Source organism: Corynebacterium sp. UMB2355A, from assembly GCF_033877495.1.
In the GTDB taxonomy this organism is placed as follows: Bacteria; Actinomycetota; Actinomycetes; order Mycobacteriales; family Mycobacteriaceae; genus Corynebacterium; species Corynebacterium pseudogenitalium.
Genome location: NZ_CP138855.1, coordinates 47,984 through 69,560 on the forward strand (window position 1 = coordinate 47,984; position 21,577 = coordinate 69,560).

Annotated in this window: 19 protein-coding genes and 2 tRNA genes; 15 read left to right on the forward strand and 6 right to left on the reverse strand. The window is 55.2% G+C overall.

Annotation, left to right across the window (positions count from 1 at the left end):
* Positions 1-22: 22 nt before the first annotated feature.
* The 3 genes from R0V12_RS00255 to R0V12_RS00265 all read left to right on the forward strand — a co-directional run bounded on the left by R0V12_RS00255 (position 23) and on the right by R0V12_RS00265 (position 1,543).
* On the forward strand, positions 23-1,147 hold the full coding sequence (locus R0V12_RS00255) for a reducing hydrogenase subunit alpha (protein WP_256008526.1): 1,125 nt from the start codon (positions 23-25) through the stop codon (positions 1,145-1,147).
* Between the two features lie 7 nt (positions 1,148-1,154).
* A complete protein-coding gene (locus R0V12_RS00260; RefSeq protein WP_070362538.1) occupies positions 1,155-1,412 on the forward strand; it encodes a HypC/HybG/HupF family hydrogenase formation chaperone in 258 nt (85 codons plus the stop codon).
* Between the two features lie 57 nt (positions 1,413-1,469).
* Positions 1,470-1,543: transfer RNA gene (locus R0V12_RS00265), tRNA-Leu, on the forward strand.
* A gap of 57 nt (positions 1,544-1,600) precedes the next feature.
* On the opposite strand, the gene R0V12_RS00270 is transcribed toward R0V12_RS00265, so the two are convergent.
* The 3 genes from R0V12_RS00270 to R0V12_RS00280 form a co-directional block, all read right to left on the reverse strand.
* Positions 1,601-1,957, reverse strand: coding sequence for a hypothetical protein (locus R0V12_RS00270; RefSeq protein ID WP_071573923.1), 357 nt, complete (start codon positions 1,955-1,957; stop codon positions 1,601-1,603).
* Positions 1,954-2,343, reverse strand: coding sequence for a TetR/AcrR family transcriptional regulator (locus tag R0V12_RS00275; protein WP_320072650.1), 390 nt, complete (start codon positions 2,341-2,343; stop codon positions 1,954-1,956). The genes R0V12_RS00270 and R0V12_RS00275 overlap by 4 nt, the downstream gene beginning before the upstream one ends.
* A gap of 169 nt (positions 2,344-2,512) precedes the next feature.
* Positions 2,513-3,262, reverse strand: coding sequence for a TSUP family transporter (locus R0V12_RS00280; protein ID WP_256022016.1), 750 nt, complete (start codon positions 3,260-3,262; stop codon positions 2,513-2,515).
* A gap of 144 nt (positions 3,263-3,406) precedes the next feature.
* Here R0V12_RS00280 and R0V12_RS00285 point away from each other — a divergent pair.
* The 7 genes from R0V12_RS00285 (at position 3,407) to R0V12_RS00315 (ending at position 12,132) form a co-directional block, all read left to right on the forward strand.
* Positions 3,407-3,480, forward strand: a tRNA-Leu gene (locus R0V12_RS00285).
* A 41-nt stretch (positions 3,481-3,521) separates the two neighbouring features.
* Positions 3,522-6,191, forward strand: a complete 2,670-nt coding sequence (gene polA / locus R0V12_RS00290; RefSeq protein ID WP_320072651.1) for a DNA polymerase I — start codon at positions 3,522-3,524, stop codon at positions 6,189-6,191.
* A gap of 636 nt (positions 6,192-6,827) precedes the next feature.
* Positions 6,828-8,291 (forward strand): 30S ribosomal protein S1, encoded by a 1,464-nt coding sequence (gene rpsA / locus R0V12_RS00295; RefSeq protein WP_070362535.1) that lies wholly within the window; start codon positions 6,828-6,830, stop codon positions 8,289-8,291.
* A 67-nt stretch (positions 8,292-8,358) separates the two neighbouring features.
* On the forward strand, positions 8,359-8,973 hold the full coding sequence (gene coaE / locus R0V12_RS00300) for a dephospho-CoA kinase (protein ID WP_320072652.1): 615 nt from the start codon (positions 8,359-8,361) through the stop codon (positions 8,971-8,973).
* Between the two features lie 31 nt (positions 8,974-9,004).
* Entirely contained in the window at positions 9,005-11,104 is a 2,100-nt protein-coding gene (uvrB, locus tag R0V12_RS00305) for an excinuclease ABC subunit UvrB (protein WP_320072653.1), read from the forward strand.
* A gap of 18 nt (positions 11,105-11,122) precedes the next feature.
* Entirely contained in the window at positions 11,123-11,581 is a 459-nt protein-coding gene (locus R0V12_RS00310; RefSeq protein ID WP_070362532.1) for a universal stress protein, read from the forward strand.
* 107 nt (positions 11,582-11,688) lie between these two features.
* Positions 11,689-12,132, forward strand: a complete 444-nt coding sequence (locus tag R0V12_RS00315; protein WP_070362531.1) for a universal stress protein — start codon at positions 11,689-11,691, stop codon at positions 12,130-12,132.
* 47 nt (positions 12,133-12,179) lie between these two features.
* On the opposite strand, the gene R0V12_RS00320 is transcribed toward R0V12_RS00315, so the two are convergent.
* From R0V12_RS00320 to R0V12_RS00330, 3 genes are all read right to left on the reverse strand, one after another.
* Entirely contained in the window at positions 12,180-14,375 is a 2,196-nt protein-coding gene (locus R0V12_RS00320) for a HelD family protein (RefSeq protein ID WP_320072654.1), read from the reverse strand.
* Between the two features lie 72 nt (positions 14,376-14,447).
* Entirely contained in the window at positions 14,448-15,488 is a 1,041-nt protein-coding gene (locus tag R0V12_RS00325) for a DoxX family protein (protein WP_070479115.1), read from the reverse strand.
* An 82-nt stretch (positions 15,489-15,570) separates the two neighbouring features.
* Entirely contained in the window at positions 15,571-16,191 is a 621-nt protein-coding gene (locus R0V12_RS00330; RefSeq protein WP_070479114.1) for an MBL fold metallo-hydrolase, read from the reverse strand.
* 108 nt (positions 16,192-16,299) lie between these two features.
* Between R0V12_RS00330 and uvrA the strand changes: the two genes are divergently transcribed.
* The 5 genes from uvrA (at position 16,300) to R0V12_RS00355 (ending at position 21,535) form a co-directional block, all read left to right on the forward strand.
* The gene (uvrA, locus tag R0V12_RS00335; protein ID WP_070479112.1) at positions 16,300-19,152 is read left to right on the forward strand and encodes an excinuclease ABC subunit UvrA; all 2,853 of its coding nucleotides are present in this window, start codon (positions 16,300-16,302) and stop codon (positions 19,150-19,152) included.
* 258 nt (positions 19,153-19,410) lie between these two features.
* Complete coding sequence (infC, locus tag R0V12_RS00340; protein WP_083290943.1) at positions 19,411-19,959, forward strand: translation initiation factor IF-3; 549 nt, start codon at positions 19,411-19,413, stop codon at positions 19,957-19,959.
* A gap of 31 nt (positions 19,960-19,990) precedes the next feature.
* Complete coding sequence (gene rpmI / locus R0V12_RS00345) at positions 19,991-20,185, forward strand: 50S ribosomal protein L35 (protein ID WP_070362525.1); 195 nt, start codon at positions 19,991-19,993, stop codon at positions 20,183-20,185.
* 53 nt (positions 20,186-20,238) lie between these two features.
* Positions 20,239-20,625: a 50S ribosomal protein L20 gene (rplT, locus tag R0V12_RS00350; RefSeq protein WP_070362524.1), complete on the forward strand. Its 387-nt coding sequence runs from the start codon at positions 20,239-20,241 to the stop codon at positions 20,623-20,625.
* Between the two features lie 88 nt (positions 20,626-20,713).
* Positions 20,714-21,535 carry a TrmH family RNA methyltransferase gene (locus R0V12_RS00355; RefSeq protein WP_070362523.1) on the forward strand — a complete coding sequence of 274 codons (822 nt, stop codon included), beginning with the start codon at positions 20,714-20,716 and terminating at the stop codon, positions 21,533-21,535.
* The last annotated feature ends 42 nt before the right edge of the window (positions 21,536-21,577 follow it).

The window sequence follows — 21,577 nt, forward strand, 5'->3', positions numbered from 1 at the left end:
ACGCGAGTAAGGAGCATGGAATTTGTCAGAGAAGTTGTTTCTTGACGCCGTCATCGATCCGCTTGCAGCGACAGTCATTGTCGAAGGTGAGGGAAATGAACGCACGGCACGCTTCGACATCGCCGGCGTGCCGCGCGTCGACAAGCTGTTAGTGGGCAAGCGCGCGAGCGAAGTTCCGACTATCGTGACGCGACTCTGTGGGCTGTGCCCGGTAACGCACCACTTGGCGGGGATGCGAGCACTTGACCAACTTGTTGGGTCGAGCGATTCGATGAGCGAGCAGGCCGTGCAGCTCCGGCGCCTTCTTCATGCGGGTTCGGTCCTTGACACGCTCGCACCGCGCCTGCTGCCTGACCATGGATTAGAGATCCGCAAATTTGCGAAGCTGGTGCTGCGTGCCGCCGGTTGTCCGGGTCACTTTCCCGATGTTGCGATTCCTGGGGGAGTGCACGCACACGCCGATGCCGATGAGGTCAAGCGCGCAGCTGAAGGCGTCTCGACGATCCGTAGTCTCTTGCCTTCCCAACCGGTTGAGCCTGTGGAACAGCATCCTCCAAAGCTTGCCGACCTTTTTGCATGTGATGCCGACGGCGCAGCAGATCCACTAGGAGAGTGCATTGCCGCGCGTTTCGAGGGTGAGCTGCATGTGTTCCCAGCGCATGATTTCTATGAGCACGTTCGAGAGCAGCACCCCGGTGCTATCACCCCGCGGCCCCAGGTACTTATCGACGGCCACTGGCGCGACTACCGGGTAGGCCCAGTTGCGCGATTCCCCCATCTGAGCGCGCGCGACGCCCAGTTTGCGCTTGTGCGCTCGGTACTCGACGATATCGAAAAGCTTTTGCAGGTTCCTGAGCTGTTGGCTGAGCCGGTCGTCGTCGATAATTCACTGCGCGATGGCACCGTAACGGGAATCGTTGACGGTCCTCGAGGCTTGTTGGTGCACCGCTACACTGTGGAAGACGGCAATCTGATCGATTGCCAGATTTTGAGCCCTACCGCGCAAAATGAGGGATGGCTTGCTCGGATGCTCACAGAGGCATCGACTCCTGCAGAGATGGAGTATGCGATCCGTAGCGCGGATCCTTGCCTGCCGTGCACCTCGGCACCGGAAGGCGCCATGAACATCAACATTGAAAGGAAATGATGTAGCGATGTGTCTTGGAGTTCCAGCGAAAGTGCTCAGCACTGGCGACCTGTCCAGCCCCATGCCGATGGGGGCCATCGATATGAAGGGTGAGGAGCGGCCATGCTGCTTCGCATATCTTCCAGAAGTTGAGGTGGGGCAGTGGGTGCTCATCCAGAATGGATTCGCAATGGACGTCATTTCGGAAGATGACGCGCAGGCCTCGTTCGAGGCAATCGATGAGTTTGATCTGCTACCAAACCAACCCGGCTCTACTGTGCGCTGACCTTAACGGCGTCCGATTGTTGTTCTGCTCGCGCCGTGCGCTATATTGAGCAGGCACGCCCCAGTAGCCCAATTGGCAGAGGCAACGGATTCAAAACCCGTCCAGTGTGAGTTCGAGTCTCACCTGGGGCACAAGGAGCCTGGTCGAGGATTCCCTCGACCAGGCTCCTTTTGTACGAAACTTAGCTATCAGGCTGATGCCAACTCGTTGATGCGTTCAACAGTTGTGACTGGGTCATCAACTGTGAGGACGAGGCGGGCGAAGTTCTCATCAGCTAACTCGATTACGACCGTATTCTCGAATCCGCTGACGTTCCAAAACAGCTTTTCACCATCTGAGTGGAACGTTCCCGCAAGCTTTTCTCCCATCCTTAGTCCTGGGCAGCGAAAACCCTTCGGCTCGTTCTTCATACCCGGGTCATGTGTAGCTCCGCGTACATGTTCCCAGGGAACCTCGATGGATCCTTTGAACGACCAAATCTTATCTAAGCCGAGCGGCTCAACAACCAGAGTAGCGTCGGTGAATTTGAGATTGTTGTTGCTCATTGTGCCTCTCCTTTGGAAGTGCTGCTTGCGCGGTCGAGTAAGTGTTTGCCTAGTGCTGCTGGGCCTCCAGCAAAGCAAAGGGAATTTGCTTCGAGAATCAAGGGGCGTAGCTCTTGGCTTACGGGCGCGACTTCCACGAGAGTGACTGCAACAAAACTCTTGGCTTCTAGTGTCACTTCACCTGTCTTAGCGCTTCGGCATACTGCTTCCAGCGCCGTTCTCAGCAGGCCATGTTTGGAACCGAAGATTTTATAGAAGCTCGAACGATTTATCTCAAGGTAGGTAAGAGTTGCGTCAACGGACTGTGCTGTATACCCGCGTTCACCGAAAAGCTTTATGGCCCTGCGGATGACTTCGTCTTCATCGAACTCTCGTGGTCTACCCATGGCTTACATACTATTCGTTCTGGAATGAATTGTCCATTATCTGAGGCTAATTAGATACCGTGTCGCGCGCCAAGCGCGTGTTTATGGCTCTACAACCGGATACTGGAAAGGAACCGGTGCTGTTGTGGTTTGTTTGGGGCTCAGTTTAAAAGTAGTCTTGGTCAGTGGATTATGCTCCGGTACCAAGTAGACCGCGCACAAGTGCGGTGAACCCGCCGAAGATCGCCAGGGCGAGTGCTATTCGATATCCCAGTTGCACTGGTACCCGTGGTGCCATGCGGGTGCCAACGACGATGCCCAGCACCATCGCAAAAATGCCAACCACCCACGTTTCGGGCGTTACCGCTGAAAGGTTTGCTGCACCAGTGATTTCCTTAATAGCGAAAGAGAGTGCGCCGCTGACCAGGAAGATTGGCTGGAGTGTTGCCGCGTAGATCTCCTTGGGCCAGCGGGCTGCGTGTGCGTACACGGTGATTGATGGGCCAGCTACGCCTGCCAACGTGTTCATGAAACCACCAAGTGAACCTGCGATAACAGAAGGTACGGTGCCTTCAATATTCGGTATGTAGCGTTTTCCCAACGTCACTGTGCCGAGCGCGATCAACAATAGAACGCCAACGATGATTAGAAGCAAGCTAGCTGAAACTGCCCGTATGAGGAATGCGCCGGGTACCGCACCCAAAACAAGGGTTCCAGCAATTGGGGCAAAGCGTTTCCAATCAACGCGCTCGCGCATGGAATAGGTGTTGGCAATCGCGTTGGCGGTGGCTAATACGTTGACCATGAGCACGCCGGATACCGGACCGAGTAAGACAGAGAGTGCGGGGGCCGCAATTAGTCCGAGCCCCATTCCTGAAATTCGTTGGAGCGCTGCACCGGCAAAAATGGCCAGGAAAATCCCGATCAGAACTGGTGTCACTGTGCCCTCCTGCGCTCTACTCACTATACGGCGCTCATCACCCTACCTGACAAATTCTAGATACCCGTAGTGAACTGGCGATTTAGCTGATTTCGAGCTGCGATTCACGCCGGAGCGCCTGCCTGCTATATACTTTGCGACGTCGCCCCAGTAGCCCAATTGGCAGAGGCAACGGATTCAAAACCCGTCCAGTGTGAGTTCGAGTCTCACCTGGGGCACAACACCCGGCCATAAGCCGGGTTTTCTTGTTTGAGTCGTCATGTCGGGACGTACGTCTACACTAGGGGCCGTGAAGAAACGGTTATTGCTCATTGACGGACACTCCATGGCATTTCGAGCGTTCTACGCTCTGCCTGCTGAAAACTTTTCGACGACCGGTGGCCAAACAACGAATGCGGTGTATGGCTTCTTGTCGATGTTCGCCAACGTTGTGGCGCAAGAAGCACCGACGCATATTGGTGTGGCGTTCGATGTGGGGCGCAAGACGTTTCGAACGGAACGTTTTCCGGAGTACAAAGCTCAGCGCGAATCCACTCCGCCAGAGTTTAAGGGGCAGGTTCCGCTGATTCAGGAGTGTCTTGAGGACCTCGGAATCATCAGCTTGTCGAAGGAGAATTTTGAAGCTGACGATATCGTGGCGACGCTGGTGCACCAGGCTCGCGTTGATCAGGATTTCGAAATTGTCTTGGTTTCAGGGGACCGCGACTACCTACAACTGGTAGACGATTCAACGACGCTGTTGTACCCGATGCGCGGGGTTTCGACGATGACACGTTTCACTCCGGACAAGGTCGAGGAGAAGTACGGGCTGACTCCGGCACAGTATCCGGATTTTGCGGCGCTTCGGGGAGACCCGTCTGATAACCTCCCCTCGGTTCCGAAGGTCGGGGAGAAGACGGCGACAAAGTGGATCACGCAATACGGTTCGCTTGCAGAACTCGTTAACCACGCGGATGAAATCAAGGGAGTCGCAGGTCAAAACTTCCGAGACCGTATCGAGCAAGTGCAGCTCAATCGTGAACTAACGCAGATGGTCACCGACGTGGAGCTCCCTGTTACGCCAAATGACTTGGAGCTAAAGGCCGTAGACATCGGTGCTATTGCGAAGCGATTTGATTCTTTGGAGTTCGGCACGAATCTTCGCGAACGTGTGCTATCCGCGCTTCCTACGGAAGGGGACGCCGAAGAGCATTTGCCTGTGGAGCTTCCAGAAGTTGTGATCGACGAAGGGCCGTTGGACGAATGGATCGCTTCCCATAGGGAGCAAGGATTAGCACTGTATGTGGACGGTAGTCCGGTGCCGGCAAACGGCGATGCTACTGCGATTGGGATCGTCGATAAGGAGCGGCACGGCATCCAACGCGAAACAGCGGAGCTTACCCCTGAAGAGGATGCTGCGCTGAAGGACTGGTTGGAGTCAGATGACCCCAAGTACCTCCACAACGGTAAAGCTATGTATCACATGCTGCGGGGCAGAGGTATCACACTCAGCGGGATTGCGCATGACACAGCGATTGCTGCCTACCTGCTTCGCCCGGGGCAGCGCACCTATGCGCTGGCTGATGTATACCAGCGTCACTTGCAGCGACAGTTGGACGTAGGGCAAGAGCAACTCAGTCTGTTGGATCAAACTTCACAGGTTGATGCCGCCGTTGCTGTGCTGGAACTGGCGCAACATCTTGCTCAAGAACTTCGTGAAATCGACTCTTACGCGCTGTATGCCGACCTTGAGCTGCCGCTTGTACCCATTCTTGCCAGGATGGAGGACGTCGGTGTGGCTGTTGACGTCGAAGCTCTTGAAAATCTTCGCAAGGAGTTTACTGACAAGGTTGCCCAGGTAGAAGGAGAGGCCCGCACGCTTGTCGACGAGCCAGCTCTCAACCTTTCGAGTCCGAAGCAGCTTTCTGTCGTTCTTTTCGACAAACTTGACTTGCCTAAAACCAAGAAAACAAAGACTGGGTATTCGACGGCAGCCAAGGAGATCGAGGCGCTTGCAGAAAAGAATCCGCATCCGTTCCTTGATCATCTGTTGGCACATCGTGAATATCAGAAGATGAAGTCCACAATCGAGGGGCTTATCAAGGCGGTACATAGTGATGGCCGAATTCACACAACCTTCAACCAAACCGTGACTTCAACGGGCCGACTGAGTTCGACTGATCCAAACCTGCAGAATATTCCCGTCCGTACAGAGACAGGTCAAAAGATTCGAGCAGCATTCACCGTTGGTAAGGGGTATGAGTATCTTCTGACCGCTGATTACTCACAGATTGAGATGCGAGTGATGGCGCACCTATCCGGGGACAAGGGGCTCATCTCCGCGTACAAGGATGGCGAAGACCTGCACAACTACGTCGGTTCACAGGTATTTGATGTTGCTATCGACGCCGTGACGCCCGAGCTACGCCGTCGGGTCAAGGCAATGTCATATGGTTTGGTTTATGGGCTCTCTGCGTACGGCCTCGCCGCGCAGCTCTCGATCTCGCCAGGTGAAGCCAAGGAAATCATGGAGAGTTACTTCCACCGTTTCGGTGGGGTGAAGCACTATCTGGACTCGGTCGTCGAGAAAGCCAGAAAGGATGGATACACCGCAACTGTGTTTGGGCGCCGACGCTACCTGCCTGAGCTCAACAGTGACAACCGAGTCGCCCGAGAAAATGCTGAGCGGGCGGCCCTGAATGCTCCTATCCAAGGTACTGCCGCAGACATCATTAAAGTAGCGATGATTCACGTTGACCGAGCGTTGGCTGACTACGAGTCCCGTGTGCTGTTGCAAGTGCATGACGAGTTGGTTGTTGAAGTCGCTCCGGGTGAGCTCGATGAAGTGCGTGAGATTGTTGAGCGGGAGATGGATCGCGCTATTGAACTCAACGTGCCGCTCGAGGTTTCTACCGGATACGGAGAGAACTGGCAGGATGCTGGCCATTAGGGCGGGAAGTGCGGGGCTATAGAGCGGCCCCCATTATTCCGCTCTATAGCCCCGAGACGGTCCCAGAGCCTCCTTCTCAATCCGTCTGGGACTGCCTTCCCCCATCAACCGCTTCTTCCCCCGAGTTCCCCCGAGAAGCGGTGCCACGGTTCACCTCGCGAGGTTTCACAGCTCTAGATTGGCCTTATCTATCGCTGCTGCGCCTTGATCGTGGCAATGAAAACACTAACAGACGTCTGTGGGGAACGTAAGAGAATTGGCCAAAAATGGACTACATTAAACAAAATATTGACTAATTATGGGGGTGTGGGATGGCGAGTGTATTGCTTTGACCTGCGAGTTTGCGCCTTATCGGCGGTGCGGCAGACTTACGGCGTTCTCAGTTGGCGAGTTCGGTGAAGGATGTGTTGTTTGCCTTAACGGTCGACCTGATGGGGATTTATCCGAGTGTTGATATTTGCGCGAGCTGGGCAAAGGCGATATTCTTGCACGAGCATATCTGGGCAATAGGTCTCGTGGTGTCGTAATAGGAGGGCATCACCGGCTCATATTGCGGGATCTTTCCGCGCTGGTAAGAGATGATATGCCCCTGTCCAAATACGATCTCCTATTTCAATTTCGGAGCACATTTAACTTATGCGCACTTCCAACGCACCACAGGTCGCAATCAACGATATCGGCGGACCTGAGGAATTTCTCGCCGCTGTAGACGCAACCATCAAGTACTTCAATGATGGTGACATCGTCTCCGGCACCGTAGTTAAGGTTGACCACGATGAGGTTCTCCTTGACATCGGCTACAAGACTGAGGGTGTTATCCCTACCCGTGAGCTGTCGATCAAGCATGACGTTGACCCGGACGAAGTTGTCCAGGTCGGCGACGAGATTGACGCACTGGTCCTGACCAAGGAGGACAAGGAAGGTCGCCTCCTGCTCTCCAAGAAGCGTGCTCAGTACGAGCGTGCTTGGGGCACCATCGAAGAGCTGCAGAAGAACGACCAGCCAGTTACTGGTACGGTCATCGAGGTTGTCAAGGGTGGCCTCATCCTCGACATCGGTCTTCGTGGCTTCTTGCCTGCGTCGCTCGTTGAGATGCGTCGCGTCCGTGACCTGGATCCATACATTGGCCAGGAGCTCGAGGCAAAGATCATCGAGCTGGACAAGCACCGCAACAACGTGGTCCTGTCCCGCCGTGCATACCTCGAAGAGACGCAGTCCGCTGTTCGTTCCGACTTCCTGCACCAGCTGCAGAAGGGTCAGGTACGCAAGGGCGTTGTTTCTTCCATCGTCAACTTCGGTGCTTTCGTGGACCTTGGCGGCGTAGACGGCCTGGTTCACGTTTCCGAGCTGTCCTGGAAGCACATCGACCACCCATCTGAGGTTGTCACCGTCGGCGATGAGGTTACCGTTGAGGTTCTCGACGTCGATCTCGACCGTGAGCGTGTTTCCCTGTCGCTGAAGGCGACCCAGGAGGACCCATGGCGCGTGTTCGCACGCACCCACGCTGTCGGCCAGATCGTGCCGGGCAAGGTCACCAAGCTTGTTCCATTCGGTGCGTTCGTTCGCGTCGAAGAGGGCATCGAGGGTCTGGTTCACATCTCCGAGCTGGCACAGCGCCACGTCGAGGTACCGGACCAGGTTGTCAACGTTGGCGAAGAGGTCATGGTCAAGGTCATCGACATCGATCTCGACCGTCGTCGTATCTCGCTGTCGCTGAAGCAGGCGGACGAGGATTACAACGAAGAGTTCGATCCGTCCCGCTACGGCATGGCTGATTCCTACGACGAGCAGGGCAACTACATCTTCCCAGAGGGCTTCGATCCGGAGACCAACGAGTGGATGGAGGGCTTCGACGAGGCTCGTCAGCAGTGGGAGGCTCGCTACGCAGAGGCTGAGCGCCGCTTCCAGGCGCACACTGCACAGATCGAGCGTCATCGCGCTGCTGCTGCCGAGGCGGCAGAGCAGGCGGGTGACCAGGCGAACTACTCCTCGCAGTCCAACGCTGCAGCTCCGGCAGCGGATGAGACCGCTAGCGCAGGTGGCTCGCTCGCATCTGACGAGCAGCTCGCAGCACTTCGCGACAAGCTCGCTGGCAACTAGTCTTTATTAGCTAATCGACGACCCCTTCCTGGAATCCAGGAAGGGGTTTTCGCCTATTATGTGACGCATGTTGAAAATTGGGCTTACCGGAGGAATCGGAAGCGGAAAGTCGTCCGTTGCCGCGTTGTTACGTGAGCGTGGCTTCGTCGTAGTCGATGCTGACCGTATCGCGCGCGATGTTCTGCAACCAGGAAGCGATGCGCTAAAAGAGGTGGCTGCTGCATTCGGCGATGACCTGGTGGACGCTTCCGGTGTTTTGAACCGAAAGTTGCTGGCGCAGCGGGCGTTTGTCTCGGAGGAACAGACGCAGAAGCTGAATTCGATTACGCATCCTGCGATTCGCAAGGAGTCATCACGGCAGTTCGACGCCGCTGAAGCTGAAGGAGCCCGGGTTGCTGTGTACGATATGCCACTGCTTGTAGAGCTTGGGCTGCACCGTCAGATGGACTTCACCGTTGTAGTCGATGTGAACGAGGAAGAGCGAGTGAGGCGGCTGGTTCAATTGCGCGGTCTATCGGAGGCAGACGCCCGTTCCCGTATAGCACGGCAGATTGATGACGACGATCGACTTGCGGCCGCTGACTACGTGATTGACAATAACGGTCCGTTGTCTGAGCTCGCTCCGCAGGTGGATGCTTTGGTCGACTATGTCGAGCGAGAATTGTTGCAGCATCAACGTTGAGGAATCTGGTTGAGTCATTAGACTGAGCTGCATGGCATTTGCAGCAGAGCATCCGGTCCTGGCACATTCGGAGTTTCGACCAGTAGGCGAGATCGAGCGTCGAGAAAAGCCCTTTGAAGTCGTCTCGGAGTTTGAGCCATCGGGTGATCAGCCTAAAGCGATCGCAGAGCTAGATGAACGTCTCAACCGGGGAGAAGAAGACGTCGTCCTCATGGGTGCCACCGGCACCGGCAAGTCGGCGACGGCAGCGTGGCTGATTGAAAAGCAGCAGCGCCCAACGCTCGTGATGGCTCCGAACAAGACGCTCGCCGCGCAGCTAGCAAATGAGCTTCGGCAGCTCCTCCCAAATAACGCGGTTGAGTACTTCGTCTCGTACTACGACTATTACCAACCAGAGGCATATATCGCTCAGACGGATACATACATCGAAAAAGATTCCTCCATTAATGATGATGTAGAACGCCTGCGTCACTCAGCTACCTCCGCATTGCTGTCGCGTCGTGACGTAGTGGTGGTGTCGTCAGTCTCTTGTATCTACGGCCTTGGTACGCCGCAGTCCTACCTTGATCGCTCTGTGGTGCTGCGCGTGGGGGAAGAGGTTGAGCGTGACCGCTTCCTTCGATTACTCGTTGATATCCAGTACGAGCGCAACGATATTGACTTCAAACGCGGTACGTTCCGAGTAAAGGGCGACGTCGTCAATATCATTCCCGCGTATGAGGAAGTCGCGGTTCGGGTTGAGTTCTTCGGAGACGAGATTGACAGCTTGTATTACATTCATCCGCTCACGGGAGACGTGCTGAGCCAAGAAGATGAGCTTCGGATCTTTCCTGCTACCCACTACGTGGCCACTGAAGAGCGAATGGAAAAGGCGATCGAATCCATCAAAGAAGAGCTTGCAGACCGTTTAGAGGACCTTGAGAACCGCGGAAAACTACTTGAGGCTCAGCGACTTCGGATGCGCACCGAGTATGACCTCGAGATGATTCAGCAGGTCGGCTTCTGCTCAGGCATTGAGAACTATTCTCGTCACATGGACGGCCGCGAGGCAGGATCGGCGCCAGCGACGCTCATCGACTACTTCCCGGAAGACTTCCTCACAATTATCGACGAGTCTCACGTGACCGTCCCGCAAATTGGAGGAATGTTTGAAGGCGATATGTCGAGGAAGCGCAACCTCGTGGAATTTGGATTCCGGCTGCCGAGCGCCGTCGACAACCGTCCGTTGACCTTCGATGAGTTTGAATCGCGCGTGGGGCAGACGGTGTACATGTCCGCGACACCGGGCGATTACGAGCTCGAAGCAGCACACGGCGAGTTTGTTGAGCAGGTTATTCGCCCAACAGGCCTCGTCGATCCAAAGGTCACGGTGAAACCGACGAAGGGACAAATCGACGACCTGATTGACGAGATTCGCGTCCGGGTGGAGAAGAACGAGCGCGTGCTGGTCACTACCTTGACGAAGCGCATGGCTGAGGACTTGACTGACTATCTCCTGGATAACGGGGTAAAGGTGCGCTACCTGCACTCTGACATTGATACGCTGCAGCGCGTTGAGCTGCTCCGCCAGCTGAGGCTTGGAGAGTTTGACGTCCTCGTTGGCATCAACCTGCTGCGAGAGGGTCTCGACTTGCCGGAAGTTTCACTTGTTGCAATTCTCGACGCCGACAAGGAAGGGTTCCTGCGTTCGACCAAGTCGCTGATTCAGACTATCGGGCGCGCAGCTCGTAACGTATCTGGAGAGGTCATCATGTACGCCGACCAGGTCACTGAGTCGATGGAGGAAGCAATCAGTGAGACAGAGCGGCGTCGCGAAATTCAGTTGGCGTACAACAAAGAACATGGGATCGATCCGCAGCCGCTGCGCAAGAAGATTGCCGACATTTTGGACCAGGTATATGAGAACACTGACGGTGAAGCTGAAAATGGCGTTGCCTCGGATACTGCAGTTGTATCGAAGCCAGACGTGTCCGAGATGGCCTCTGATCAGGTACAAGCATTGATCGACGACCTTACGAAGCAAATGGGTGCAGCAGCTCGCGAGTTGAAGTTTGAGCTCGCCGGCAGACTGCGTGATGAAATTGCTGATCTCCGAAAGGAACTTCGTGGTATGAAAGATACAGGAAACTAAGAAAGGTTCGAGGAATCTATGCATACCTATAAGTCGATTGCTGTCGGTACTGACGGTTCACCAACTTCGCTTGTTGCGGTTCGTGCTGCTGCGAGCCTGGCCCGCGTGTATGACGCGAAGCTCACAGTTATCTGTGCTCACTACACAGCGTCGGGCTCGATGCTGAACGCAACCAACGCGGAGCTGAGCAAGATCGATATCGTGACGGAATCGGGCGCCGAGGATATCTTGAGGCGTGCGAAGGCGATCGCAGTCGAAGAACAGGCACCAGAGATTAACTTGGTCTCCAGTGGCGGCCAGCCTGCGAATGTACTGCTGGAATCAGTAAAGGAATACAGCGTAGATCTCCTCGTGGTTGGAAACAAAGGAATGCGGTCCCTCGCCGGTCGAGTCTTCGGCAACATCCCAGGTAGCGTGGCAAAGAAGGCGCCGGTTGATGTCATGCTCGTTGATACCCGAGCTGAAGGCCATGACTAGCCTTCATCCGCGCGAGAACCAGGTACTATAAATTTGACCGTGCTTGTTGGCGCCACCGTTATCCAGCGAGCGACAGCTGAATCAGGAAAGGTCTCAAGAATACAGCTATGGCCAATTACTACAAGACCATCGTCGTAGGGTCCGACGGGTCCAAGTCTTCACTGCTCGCCGTTGAGCGTGCTGCAAAAATGGCGAGTGCATTTGGTGCCACCCTAGTGATCGGTACCGCGTATTACGAAACGGAAGCGGACGCGACGAAGAGCCTGCGACAAGATTCGGTCACCATCCTCGGTGACAAGGACGCGTTGGCAAATCTTGAAGCGGCAGCAGAACATGCGCGACAGCACGGAGCAAAAGACGTGCAGACTGCGACCCGTCCGGGTACTCCAGTAGAGGCTCTGATGGCGATTGTTCGTGACAACAATGCGGAACTGCTGGTGGTCGGTAACCGCGGTATCAACTCTCTGACCGGTCGCCTGCTGGGGTCTGTCCCAGCAGACGTTGCTCGCCAATCGGACTGCGACGTCATGATCGTACATACCGTCAGCTAACGTCTTCATGTAACAACCTCCGGCCAACTGCATGGCCGGAGGTTGTTCTATGGCATCTCACCGATGACGGCGAGGCTTTGAGTTGCTCGGGTCATCGCCACGTAGAGGTCTTGCCAACCTTGCGGAGAGGCGTCGATAATTTCTTGGGGTTCTATTAGTACTACATGGTCAAATTCGAGTCCCTTCATCGCATCGACATTTGACTTGTCGATGATCGCTGTCGTGCGCCCATCCTCGTATGTTGCGACAGTTTCTGGGGTGGTGCCGGAAGGCCAAAACTCGACGGGTTGCCCAGTGCTTCGAATACTCTCAGGGACCGCTGCCTCTGAGTCGATCGCGTGAAGAACTTTCGCGGCGTACTCCATAATCTCCGACGGAGTCCGGTAGTTCACACTCAAGGTATGCGTGCGGAAACGCGAGCCAACAAACGGTTCCAGCGTTGCTGACCAGTCGTCTGAACCCGCAGGCGAAGCAGTCTGCGCGGTGTCTCCAACTAATGTCATCCACTTTGATGGGCAGCGCCGAAACACCATCCGCCATTCCATCGGTGAGAGCTCTTGTGCCTCATCCACGATCACATGCCCATAGGCCCATGTGCGATCTGCGCGTGCGCGCTCTGCGGTCGAACGGATATCGGTGCTCGCCTGGCGCTGCGCGAGCGTTTCCGCATCAATGACGTCTGATGCAGAAAGGATCTCAGCCTCGAACTGGTCGTCATCGTTGTCAGTGGACTCGGATGAAGCCAAGACGTCCAACGCGTCCTCTGCCTCGGCCACCTGCTGTTGCCACGCATCGTCATCGGAGTCACGAATACCCTCCGCTGGGCTACTACCAATAAGAATCGACAGCTCGTCGAGTAACGCAGCATCCGACGGGGCTGTTGCCGCACCAGGCTCCCGAAAGAGGGCATCTTGTGTGTAGTCGTCGTAGTCATACGCGACAGCTGCGATTGCGTCGCGGTCTTCAAGCAGATTGCGTAGTACTTCTGCAGGCGACAGAGTGGGGAAGTGGGCGTCAATAAACTCTCGGACCTGGGATTCTTCAGCCAGGTCATCGTGGAGCTGATCGACGTCCGCAGCAGATAACAGATTCTCACCGCCTAGAGGGTCCGCACCAATGGTGTTGGCAAGTGCTTGCGCAAGAAGTTCGCAAAGATGTTCCGCAAACACGGCTCGTGCTTCATTATGAGGACGACGTGACCGTCGTGCTTTGGTTCTGGCTGCCTTAACCATGGCCGGCGTCGCAGCGACGGGAACGTTCTCAATTGAAAGGGTTACCGCGCGCTCCGGAACCGTCTCATATGACTGCACAGCCCGCTTGAGAATCGTGACCATCTCAATCGAGCCTTTGACTTCCCGTGCAGCAAGCGACTCGCTACCTTCCGGGGTAAAACCGGGGATTAAGTCTGAGATGGTGGAAAGCACTACGCCGGTCTCGCCGAGCTCCGGAAGAACTCGCGAGATGTAGTCCAAAAAGACGGTATTGGGGCCAAGAACCAAGACGCCGGTCTTCGCCAGCTGCGCTCGCCAAGTATAGAGCAGATACGCAACACGATGGAGAGCGACTGCAGTCTTGCCAGTACCTGGACCACCCTCGACAACCATCACTCCACGCGTAGCGTCACGAATGACGGCATCCTGTTCACGCTGGATTGTCTCAACGATGGATTGCATGTGCGCAGTGCGTGGCCGATTCATGGCGCGCCGCAGCGCAGCCTCGGATCCGACACCCGAGGCTTCAACACCCGTACCTGTGCCGGAGAGGACCTCGTCGTCAATGGTTTCCACCGTGCGACCCCTCATACGGATGTTTCGCCGGGTTTGCACGCCTGAAGGGTGCGCCGTCGTCGCGAGGTAAAACGGCCGTGCCATGGGCGCCCGCCAATCGATGAGGAGCGTCCGGTACTTGTCTTCGGGGGCGTCAATGCCCATCCTGCCTATATAGCGTCGGTCAAGATTGTCGCTGTTAGGGACTAGATTCTCCGGAGATTCGTCCTCCACATCAATTCGGCCAAAAACTAAGCCAACTTCTGCCAGGTTGAGTGCATCGAGTTTTGCATTCAGCCCATGATATTCGGTTTCGCGCCTAACGAGCGCATCAGAATCTGGGTTGTCAGGGTCGACATCTCGTTGCACCGCTTCCAGTTTGGCTTGGGCTTTCGATACTTCATCGTCAAGACGAGAAAATAGACCGTCGACGTAGTGCTGTTCGCGAGCAACCTCTTGCTCTGACACGGTGAACATAATCTCCTTCAAAGTAAAAGCCACCCCGCAACCACAACTATGCGGCCACGGGGTGTACTACAGAAAGTCAGATTAGCTGAGCTTCTTCTGAACCTTCTTTACCAGCTTGTTCGCGCGCTTTTCGGCCTTCTTAGCCTTACGCTTCCACTTCCACTGCTTGCACTTTGACGGCGCAACATCCAAGTTGTCGAAGGCATCCTGCAGGGAGTCAACCGCGCTCTGGGCACGGTCCTGCAGCTTCGCGGTGCTCTTCTTTACCTTGCGCTTTGCCTTGAACTGGTCCAACTTGCTTGGCTCGAGGCTCTCCAGCTTGTCCTGGAGATCCCCAACAACGCTGTTGACCTTGCGCTTTGCCTTGAACTGCTGGAGTTTGCTTGGCTTCAAGTCCTTGTAGGTGTCTTGAGCGCTATCGGAAACATCCTCCATCCAGTCACCCGCATCAGAGAGGAACGAGGAGGTTTGCTTGCGCGCATCCTGCCAGAAGCCCTCAGCTGCGTCAGATGCCTGGTCCGCAAACTTAGAGGCCTGCTTCTTCCAGTCATCCTTGTTGTTATCGACGTAGTCGACCACTTGATCTGCAGTATCGGACAGCCAGTTACTTGCTTTACCCAGAGCCTTTTCGGTCTCAGACTGGGTAGGCAGTGCCTGCTGTACGTTCTTCTTCGCGGTGCGGGCAGCCTGCTGGGCGCGCCACTGCAGCCCTGGCTTGCCAGCAGTGTCCACAGTCGCGAGGAGCACACCACCGGCGAGAGCGACATCGGTCAGCGCGCCAGTCTGACGACGCTGCTTCTCATTCGCCTCGTCAGCCTCCCAGAAGGCATTACGGCCGATAATCGACGGGATTGCAGTCGCAGCGAGCAGTGCAGCGGAAGTGCGTGGCAGCTTGCCAATGGCGAAGAGGCTGCCTGCACCTGCTTTAATGCCACCAACGACCTGAGCGGCCGTCTTCGGGTTGCTCGGGATCAGACCACGGTACTCGCTCGGAACGGCACCGCGGACCTTATCTAAAAGCGCCTTCGTGCTTTCTTTATTGGCATTTGGGTCACGCAGCGTCTGAACACCGTCAACGATGTAGACGGACGCGAGCATTGGCCTTGCGAGTTTTCGAATCATAAATGCATTCCTCTTTTCTTTTCGCAACGTACCGGTCGCTGTATATATGTTCTATGTGACGTCCGACATTCGGATTACGCTTTTACCAGCGACGGTTCCACCAAACATCTAAATCTGGACGCTCTGCACCAAGCGTAGTGGATTTACCATGGCCCGGCCACACAATTGTCTCATCCGGATATGCGTCGAAGAGTTTTTCTTTGACATCGCGGAAGAGTCGCACGAAGTCGCCTTCGGAATTTGTTTTCCCAAGCCCACCAGGGAAAAGAGAATCACCAACAAAGAGGTTAGGCACCCCCTTGAGGTCGGCGCGCACGGCTGCGCCACCTGGGGTATGTCCACGCAGAATTACCACTGGGAGCTCGTGGCCTGCGAACGAAATCGAGTCGCCGTCGTGGATTTCGCGGTCGACAGGAGCAGGCAGGGCAGGTACCTCGAGGAACGGTGCCCAGTGTGTAGCGCCCGTTGCTTCCAGGACTGTAGCCAATGCACGCACGTGGTCGTGGTGGCGATGCGTCGTTAATACATCCGTGATCTTGACTCCGGCCTGTTCGGCCATGGCGAGGATAGCCGGCGCGTCGTCAGCGGCGTCGATTAGCAGGCCCTGGCCATCTGCGCAGAGGAGATAGCAGTTGTTGTCCATCGAGCCGACGGAAACCTGGTGCAGTGTTAATTGGGGCAGTGGAGTTGATTCTGAATTCATGGTGCCTACCCTAGTCAATTCTTTCTTCGCCAGAACAGTGATTACCGAAGTGGTATACGCTGGTATGTTCGGAACAAAATGAACCGATCTTCTGGAAGAGGTATCTAGGTGGCTGACCGTCTTGTTGTACGTGGAGCAAGAGAACACAACCTGAAGGGCGTCGATGTGTCTCTGCCGAGGGACAAGATGGCCGTATTTACAGGCCTGTCTGGATCGGGTAAGTCCTCGCTGGCATTCGATACGATCTTTGCGGAGGGACAGCGTCGATACGTTGAGTCCCTTTCGTCGTATGCTCGGATGTTCTTAGGACAGATGGATAAGCCCGATGTCGATTACATTGACGGACTATCGCCCGCGGTATCAATCGACCAAAAATCGACGAACCGTAACCCCCGTTCGACTGTAGGTACCATCACCGAAATCTACGATTACCTTCGCCTGCTCTATTCGCGGGCTGGCACTCCTCATTGTCCAGAGTGCGACGCTGTGATTGAACGGCAGACGCCGCAACAAATTGTGGACCGCGTGCTGGGGATGGAGGAGCGCCTCAAGTTCCAAGTCCTTGCCCCGGTAGTACGAAAGCGTAAAGGCGAGTTCGTTGACTTGTTTAAGGATCTCGCCGCTCAGGGTTACTCTCGAGTGAGCGTGGACGGCGAGTTGTACCAGCTCAGCGATCCACCGAAGCTTGAGAAGCAGGTCAAACACACGATTTCGGTGGTAGTGGACCGCCTTCAAGTGAAGCAAAGCCAAAAGCAGCGTCTCACCGACTCAGTGGAGACAGCACTCAAACTTGCCGACGGCCTCGTTGGCTTCGAATTCGTTGACTTCGATGAGGGCAACCCTGATCGGATCCAGATCTTCTCTGAAAAGATGGCGTGCCCGAACGGGCACAAACTTAACGTTGAGGAGTACGAGCCGCGCGCGTTCTCGTTTAACTCACCGTTTGGTGCCTGTCCAACGTGTGATGGTCTCGGGACGCAGAAGAAGATTGACGAAGAACTCGTTATTCCAGATCCAGACGCACCAGCAATTGATGCTTTCCAGCCATGGAACTCCAGCCCGAACAAGCGATACTTCGTCAAGTTGATTGAAGCGTTAGCAAAAGAGGAGGGCTTTGATGCTCACGCTCCGTTCAGCTCGCTGACGAAAACGCAGCAGAAGCATTTGGTAAATGGTTCCAAAACCAAGATCAGCGTGCGGTACAAGAACCGCTACGGCAGGCAGCGGTCATTCAGCGCAGCTTATGAAGGTGTCATTGGGTACCTGGAGCGTAAGCTCGAGCAGGCCGAAAGCGATACCCAGAAAGACCGACTGCTTGCTTATACGCGAGAGGTACCGTGTCCTTCGTGCAAGGGCGCTAGGTTGAAGCCCGAGATTCTCGCCGTTCGCCTCGACTCAACAACGCATGGTGAACGCTCCATCGCCGGGCTTACGGAACTGAGCATTGAGGATGCGTCCGAATACCTTGATAATTTGGTACTTGGTTACCGTGAGGAAATGATCGCGGGTGCGGTACTTCGAGAGATCCAAGCTCGGCTGCACTTTCTCTTGGACGTAGGACTGAGTTACCTCTCGCTCGCTCGGTCAGCCGGCACCCTGTCGGGCGGTGAAGCGCAGCGCATCCGTCTGGCCACGCAAATTGGGTCTGGCCTTGCCGGTGTACTGTACGTGCTTGATGAGCCGTCAATCGGTTTGCATCAACGGGATAACCAGAGGCTGATTAAGACTCTGAAGAAACTTCGCGACCTTGGGAACACGCTGGTTGTGGTTGAACACGATGAGGAAACGATCCGTGAGGCTGATTGGTTGGTAGACATCGGGCCGCTCGCCGGAGAATACGGCGGGGAAGTGGTCTACCAGGGAGAACCCGACGGTATCCGTGAAGTAGAGAACTCCATTACCGGAGACTACCTTGCGGGCAGGAAAAAGATTGAGGTCCCGGATCAGCGTCGACCGGTAGACGCAGACCGCAAGCTGAGAGTTGAGGGCGCGCGAGAGAACAACCTCAAGAACGTATCAGTGGATATTCCACTGGGAGTGTTGGTAGCTGTTACTGGGGTATCTGGGTCTGGCAAGTCTACGCTGGTAAACCAGATTCTGGCTAAGACTCTCCAGAATGAGCTCAATGGAGCTCGACAAGTCCCGGGACGGGTAAAGAAAGTCAGTGGCCTTGACCATCTAGATAAACTTGTCCAAGTCGACCAGAGTCCCATCGGACGTACACCACGATCAAACCCTGCGACATATACAGGGGTGTTTGACAAGATCCGCAACCTATTCGCGGAAACACAAGAGTCAAAGGTTCGTGGCTACAAGGCTGGCCGATTCTCGTTCAATGTCAAAGGCGGGCGCTGTGAAGCGTGCCGTGGTGATGGCACTATCAAGATTGAGATGAACTTCCTACCGGATGTATACGTCCCGTGTGAGGTGTGCCAGGGAGCACGATACAACCGTGAAACCCTCGAAGTGCGCTATAAGGGTAAGAACATTGCCGAAGTTCTCGATATGCCGATTTCTGAAGCAGCTGAGTTCTTCGAGCCAATTCAGTCAATCCATCGATACCTCAACACGCTTGTAGAGGTCGGCCTGGGCTATGTACGTCTTGGGCAGGCTGCGACAACGCTATCCGGTGGTGAGGCACAGCGGGTGAAGCTGGCGGCAGAATTGCAGAAGCGAACTAACGGCCGAACAATTTACATCCTCGACGAGCCCACTACGGGGCTGCACTTCGAAGACATTCGTAAGCTCATGCTTGTGCTGAATGGCCTGGTGGAAAAGGGCAACACTGTGTTGGTGATCGAACACAACCTGGACGTTATCAAGTCGGCGGACTGGGTGATTGACATGGGGCCTGAGGGGGGATCAGGCGGTGGAACGGTGGTCGCGCAGGGAACGCCAGAAGACGTAGCACGTAATGGCAAGTCTCATACAGGTGCTTTCTTGAAGGAGATATTGCAATAGATCCAGCTTGAATGCATGATTTGCTTGAATAAACTTCATGTATTAAAGTTCTCACCACTACCGCCCAGAGCATTCTTTACAAAGGTGCCTGGGCCACAAGTGGAGTGAATCCCACCCCATGCCGGTCGACAGTGATCAGGATACGGGTCAAGGTAGCCAAAGTCTTTTGGCTGCCTACGGAAAGCTCCCGCGTTATTGCTAATAGCGCGGGTTTTGTGCTTTTGCGCAGAATCACTGGTGGTCTGGTAGCGATCACACATTGGTTTCTATGTTTTAGGAGTTCTCATCAGCGCTGAAGCTCGGATTAACGATCGTATCCGCGTCCCGGAAGTCCGCTTGGTCGGCCCGTCCGGCGAGCAGGTAGGGATCGTCCGTACCGACGATGCTCGGAAACTGGCTTACGAGGCCGATCTTGACCTCGTCGAAGTTGCGCCAAAGGCGAAGCCGCCCGTGGCGAAGATCATGGACTACGGCAAATACAAGTATGAGCAGGATCAGAAGGCTCGTGAGGCTCGCAAGAACCAGCAGCAGACCGTAGTGAAGGAACAGAAGTTCCGTCCTAAGATCGATGAGCACGACTACCAGACGAAGAAAAACAATGTGGAGCGCTTCCTAGAGAAGGGCAACAAGGTCAAAGTCACCATCATGTTCCGTGGCCGCGAGCAATCGCGCCCAGAACTCGGCTACCGCCTCCTCGAGCGTCTTGCAGACGACATTCAAGAGGTTGGTGTCGTGGAGTCCCGTCCGAAGCAGGACGGGCGAAACATGACGATGGTATTCGGACCTGCTCGCAAGGGCAAAAAGTAGATCAAGTTTTCAACTCTGAAGGGCTTTCAACATGAAGCAGAAGACCCACAAGGGCACCGCAAAGCGCATCAAGGTTAACGGCAAGGGCAAGCTGCGTCGTGAGCAGGCTGGTAAGCGCCACCTGAACGAGAAGCTGTCTTCGAAGCGTCGTCGCAAGCTCTCGGGTACCACCGACGTAGCTAAGAACGACGTGAAGCGCATGAAGCGCCTCCTCGGCATGTCCTAAGCACTGCCCAAGTTAAAACAACCGGTGAACGAAAGAAAAGGAAGTATTGACTCATGGCACGTGTCAAGCGTTCAGTTAATGCCAAGAAGAAGCGTCGCGCGATTCTGAAGTCCGCAAAGGGCTACCGTGGCCAGCGCTCCCGCCTGTACCGTAAGGCAAAAGAACAGTGGCTGCACTCCCAGACCTACGCCTACCGCGATCGTCGTAAGCGCAAGGGTGAGTTCCGTAAGCTGTGGATCCAGCGTATCAACGCCGCGGCCCGTATGAACGACATCACTTACAACCGTCTCATTCACGGCTTGAAGCTCGCAGAGGTCGAGGTTGACCGCAAGATCCTCGCGGAGCTCGCAGTGAACGACTTTGCAGCCTTCTCCGCTATCTGCGAGATCGCTAAGAAGGCCTTGCCAGCTGACGTAAATGCGCCAGTTGATGCAGCATAAGTTGCCTAGAACGTTGAACTAGGACGGAGCCCGTCGGCAAGCGTGAACGCTTGGCGGCGGGTTTTTACATTCAGGAGTAGGAAATTTCGTGGCCCTTGACTTTTCACAGCCCTTCACCGAACGAACCCCGCGAGTCGTGAATGCAGCGAAGCTGCTCCGCGCAAAAGGACGCAAGAAAGCAAACCGCTTTCTGGTGGAAGGGGTGAATAGCGTCGAGGCTGCCGTAGCTACGGGCGCGGCTACTGACCTCTTCGTGACAGAACATGCGTCACAAGCCTTTGCTGACGTTGTGACTACCGCAGAATATATGGATGTATATGTTCATGCCATTACAGATATCGCAGCGAAGCACTTGAGCGACACTGTAAACACCACTGGTATTTTTGCTGTTTGCAAGCCAGTGTTGTGGTCAGTCGGGGCAGCTCTTCGCGGTAAGCCTTCTTTTGTTGTGGTCGGGATTGATACTAACGATCCGGGTAACGCAGGCACGATGATTCGCATTGCTGACGTGTGCGGGGCGGATGCTGTCATATTTGCCGGCGACTGTGTCGATCCTGAGTCGGGCAAGGCTGTGCGGGCCTCAGCAGGTTCGTTGTTTCACTTACCTGTGGCACGCGAGCGCAATACCCAGGACGTCCTTGGCCAGCTAAAAGCAGCAGGGCTTCAGACAGTGGCGACGACTATCGACGGCGAGGTATCCCTTGAGAAAACAAGTGATCTGCTTTCTGCCCCGATTGCTTGGCTGTTCGGAAACGAAGCACACGGATTGCCAACAGCTATTGCAGATCGTGCTGATGTACGGGTATCAATCCCGATTCAGGGATCTGCAGAGTCGCTGAACCTTGCAACAGCGTCAGCAATGTGTCTTTGGGAAACTGCCAAAGCAAAGATGGCGCAACAAGAGCTTTAGTTATATGTGTCGTGTCTGAAGCGACAGGTATGCTTAGTTTCG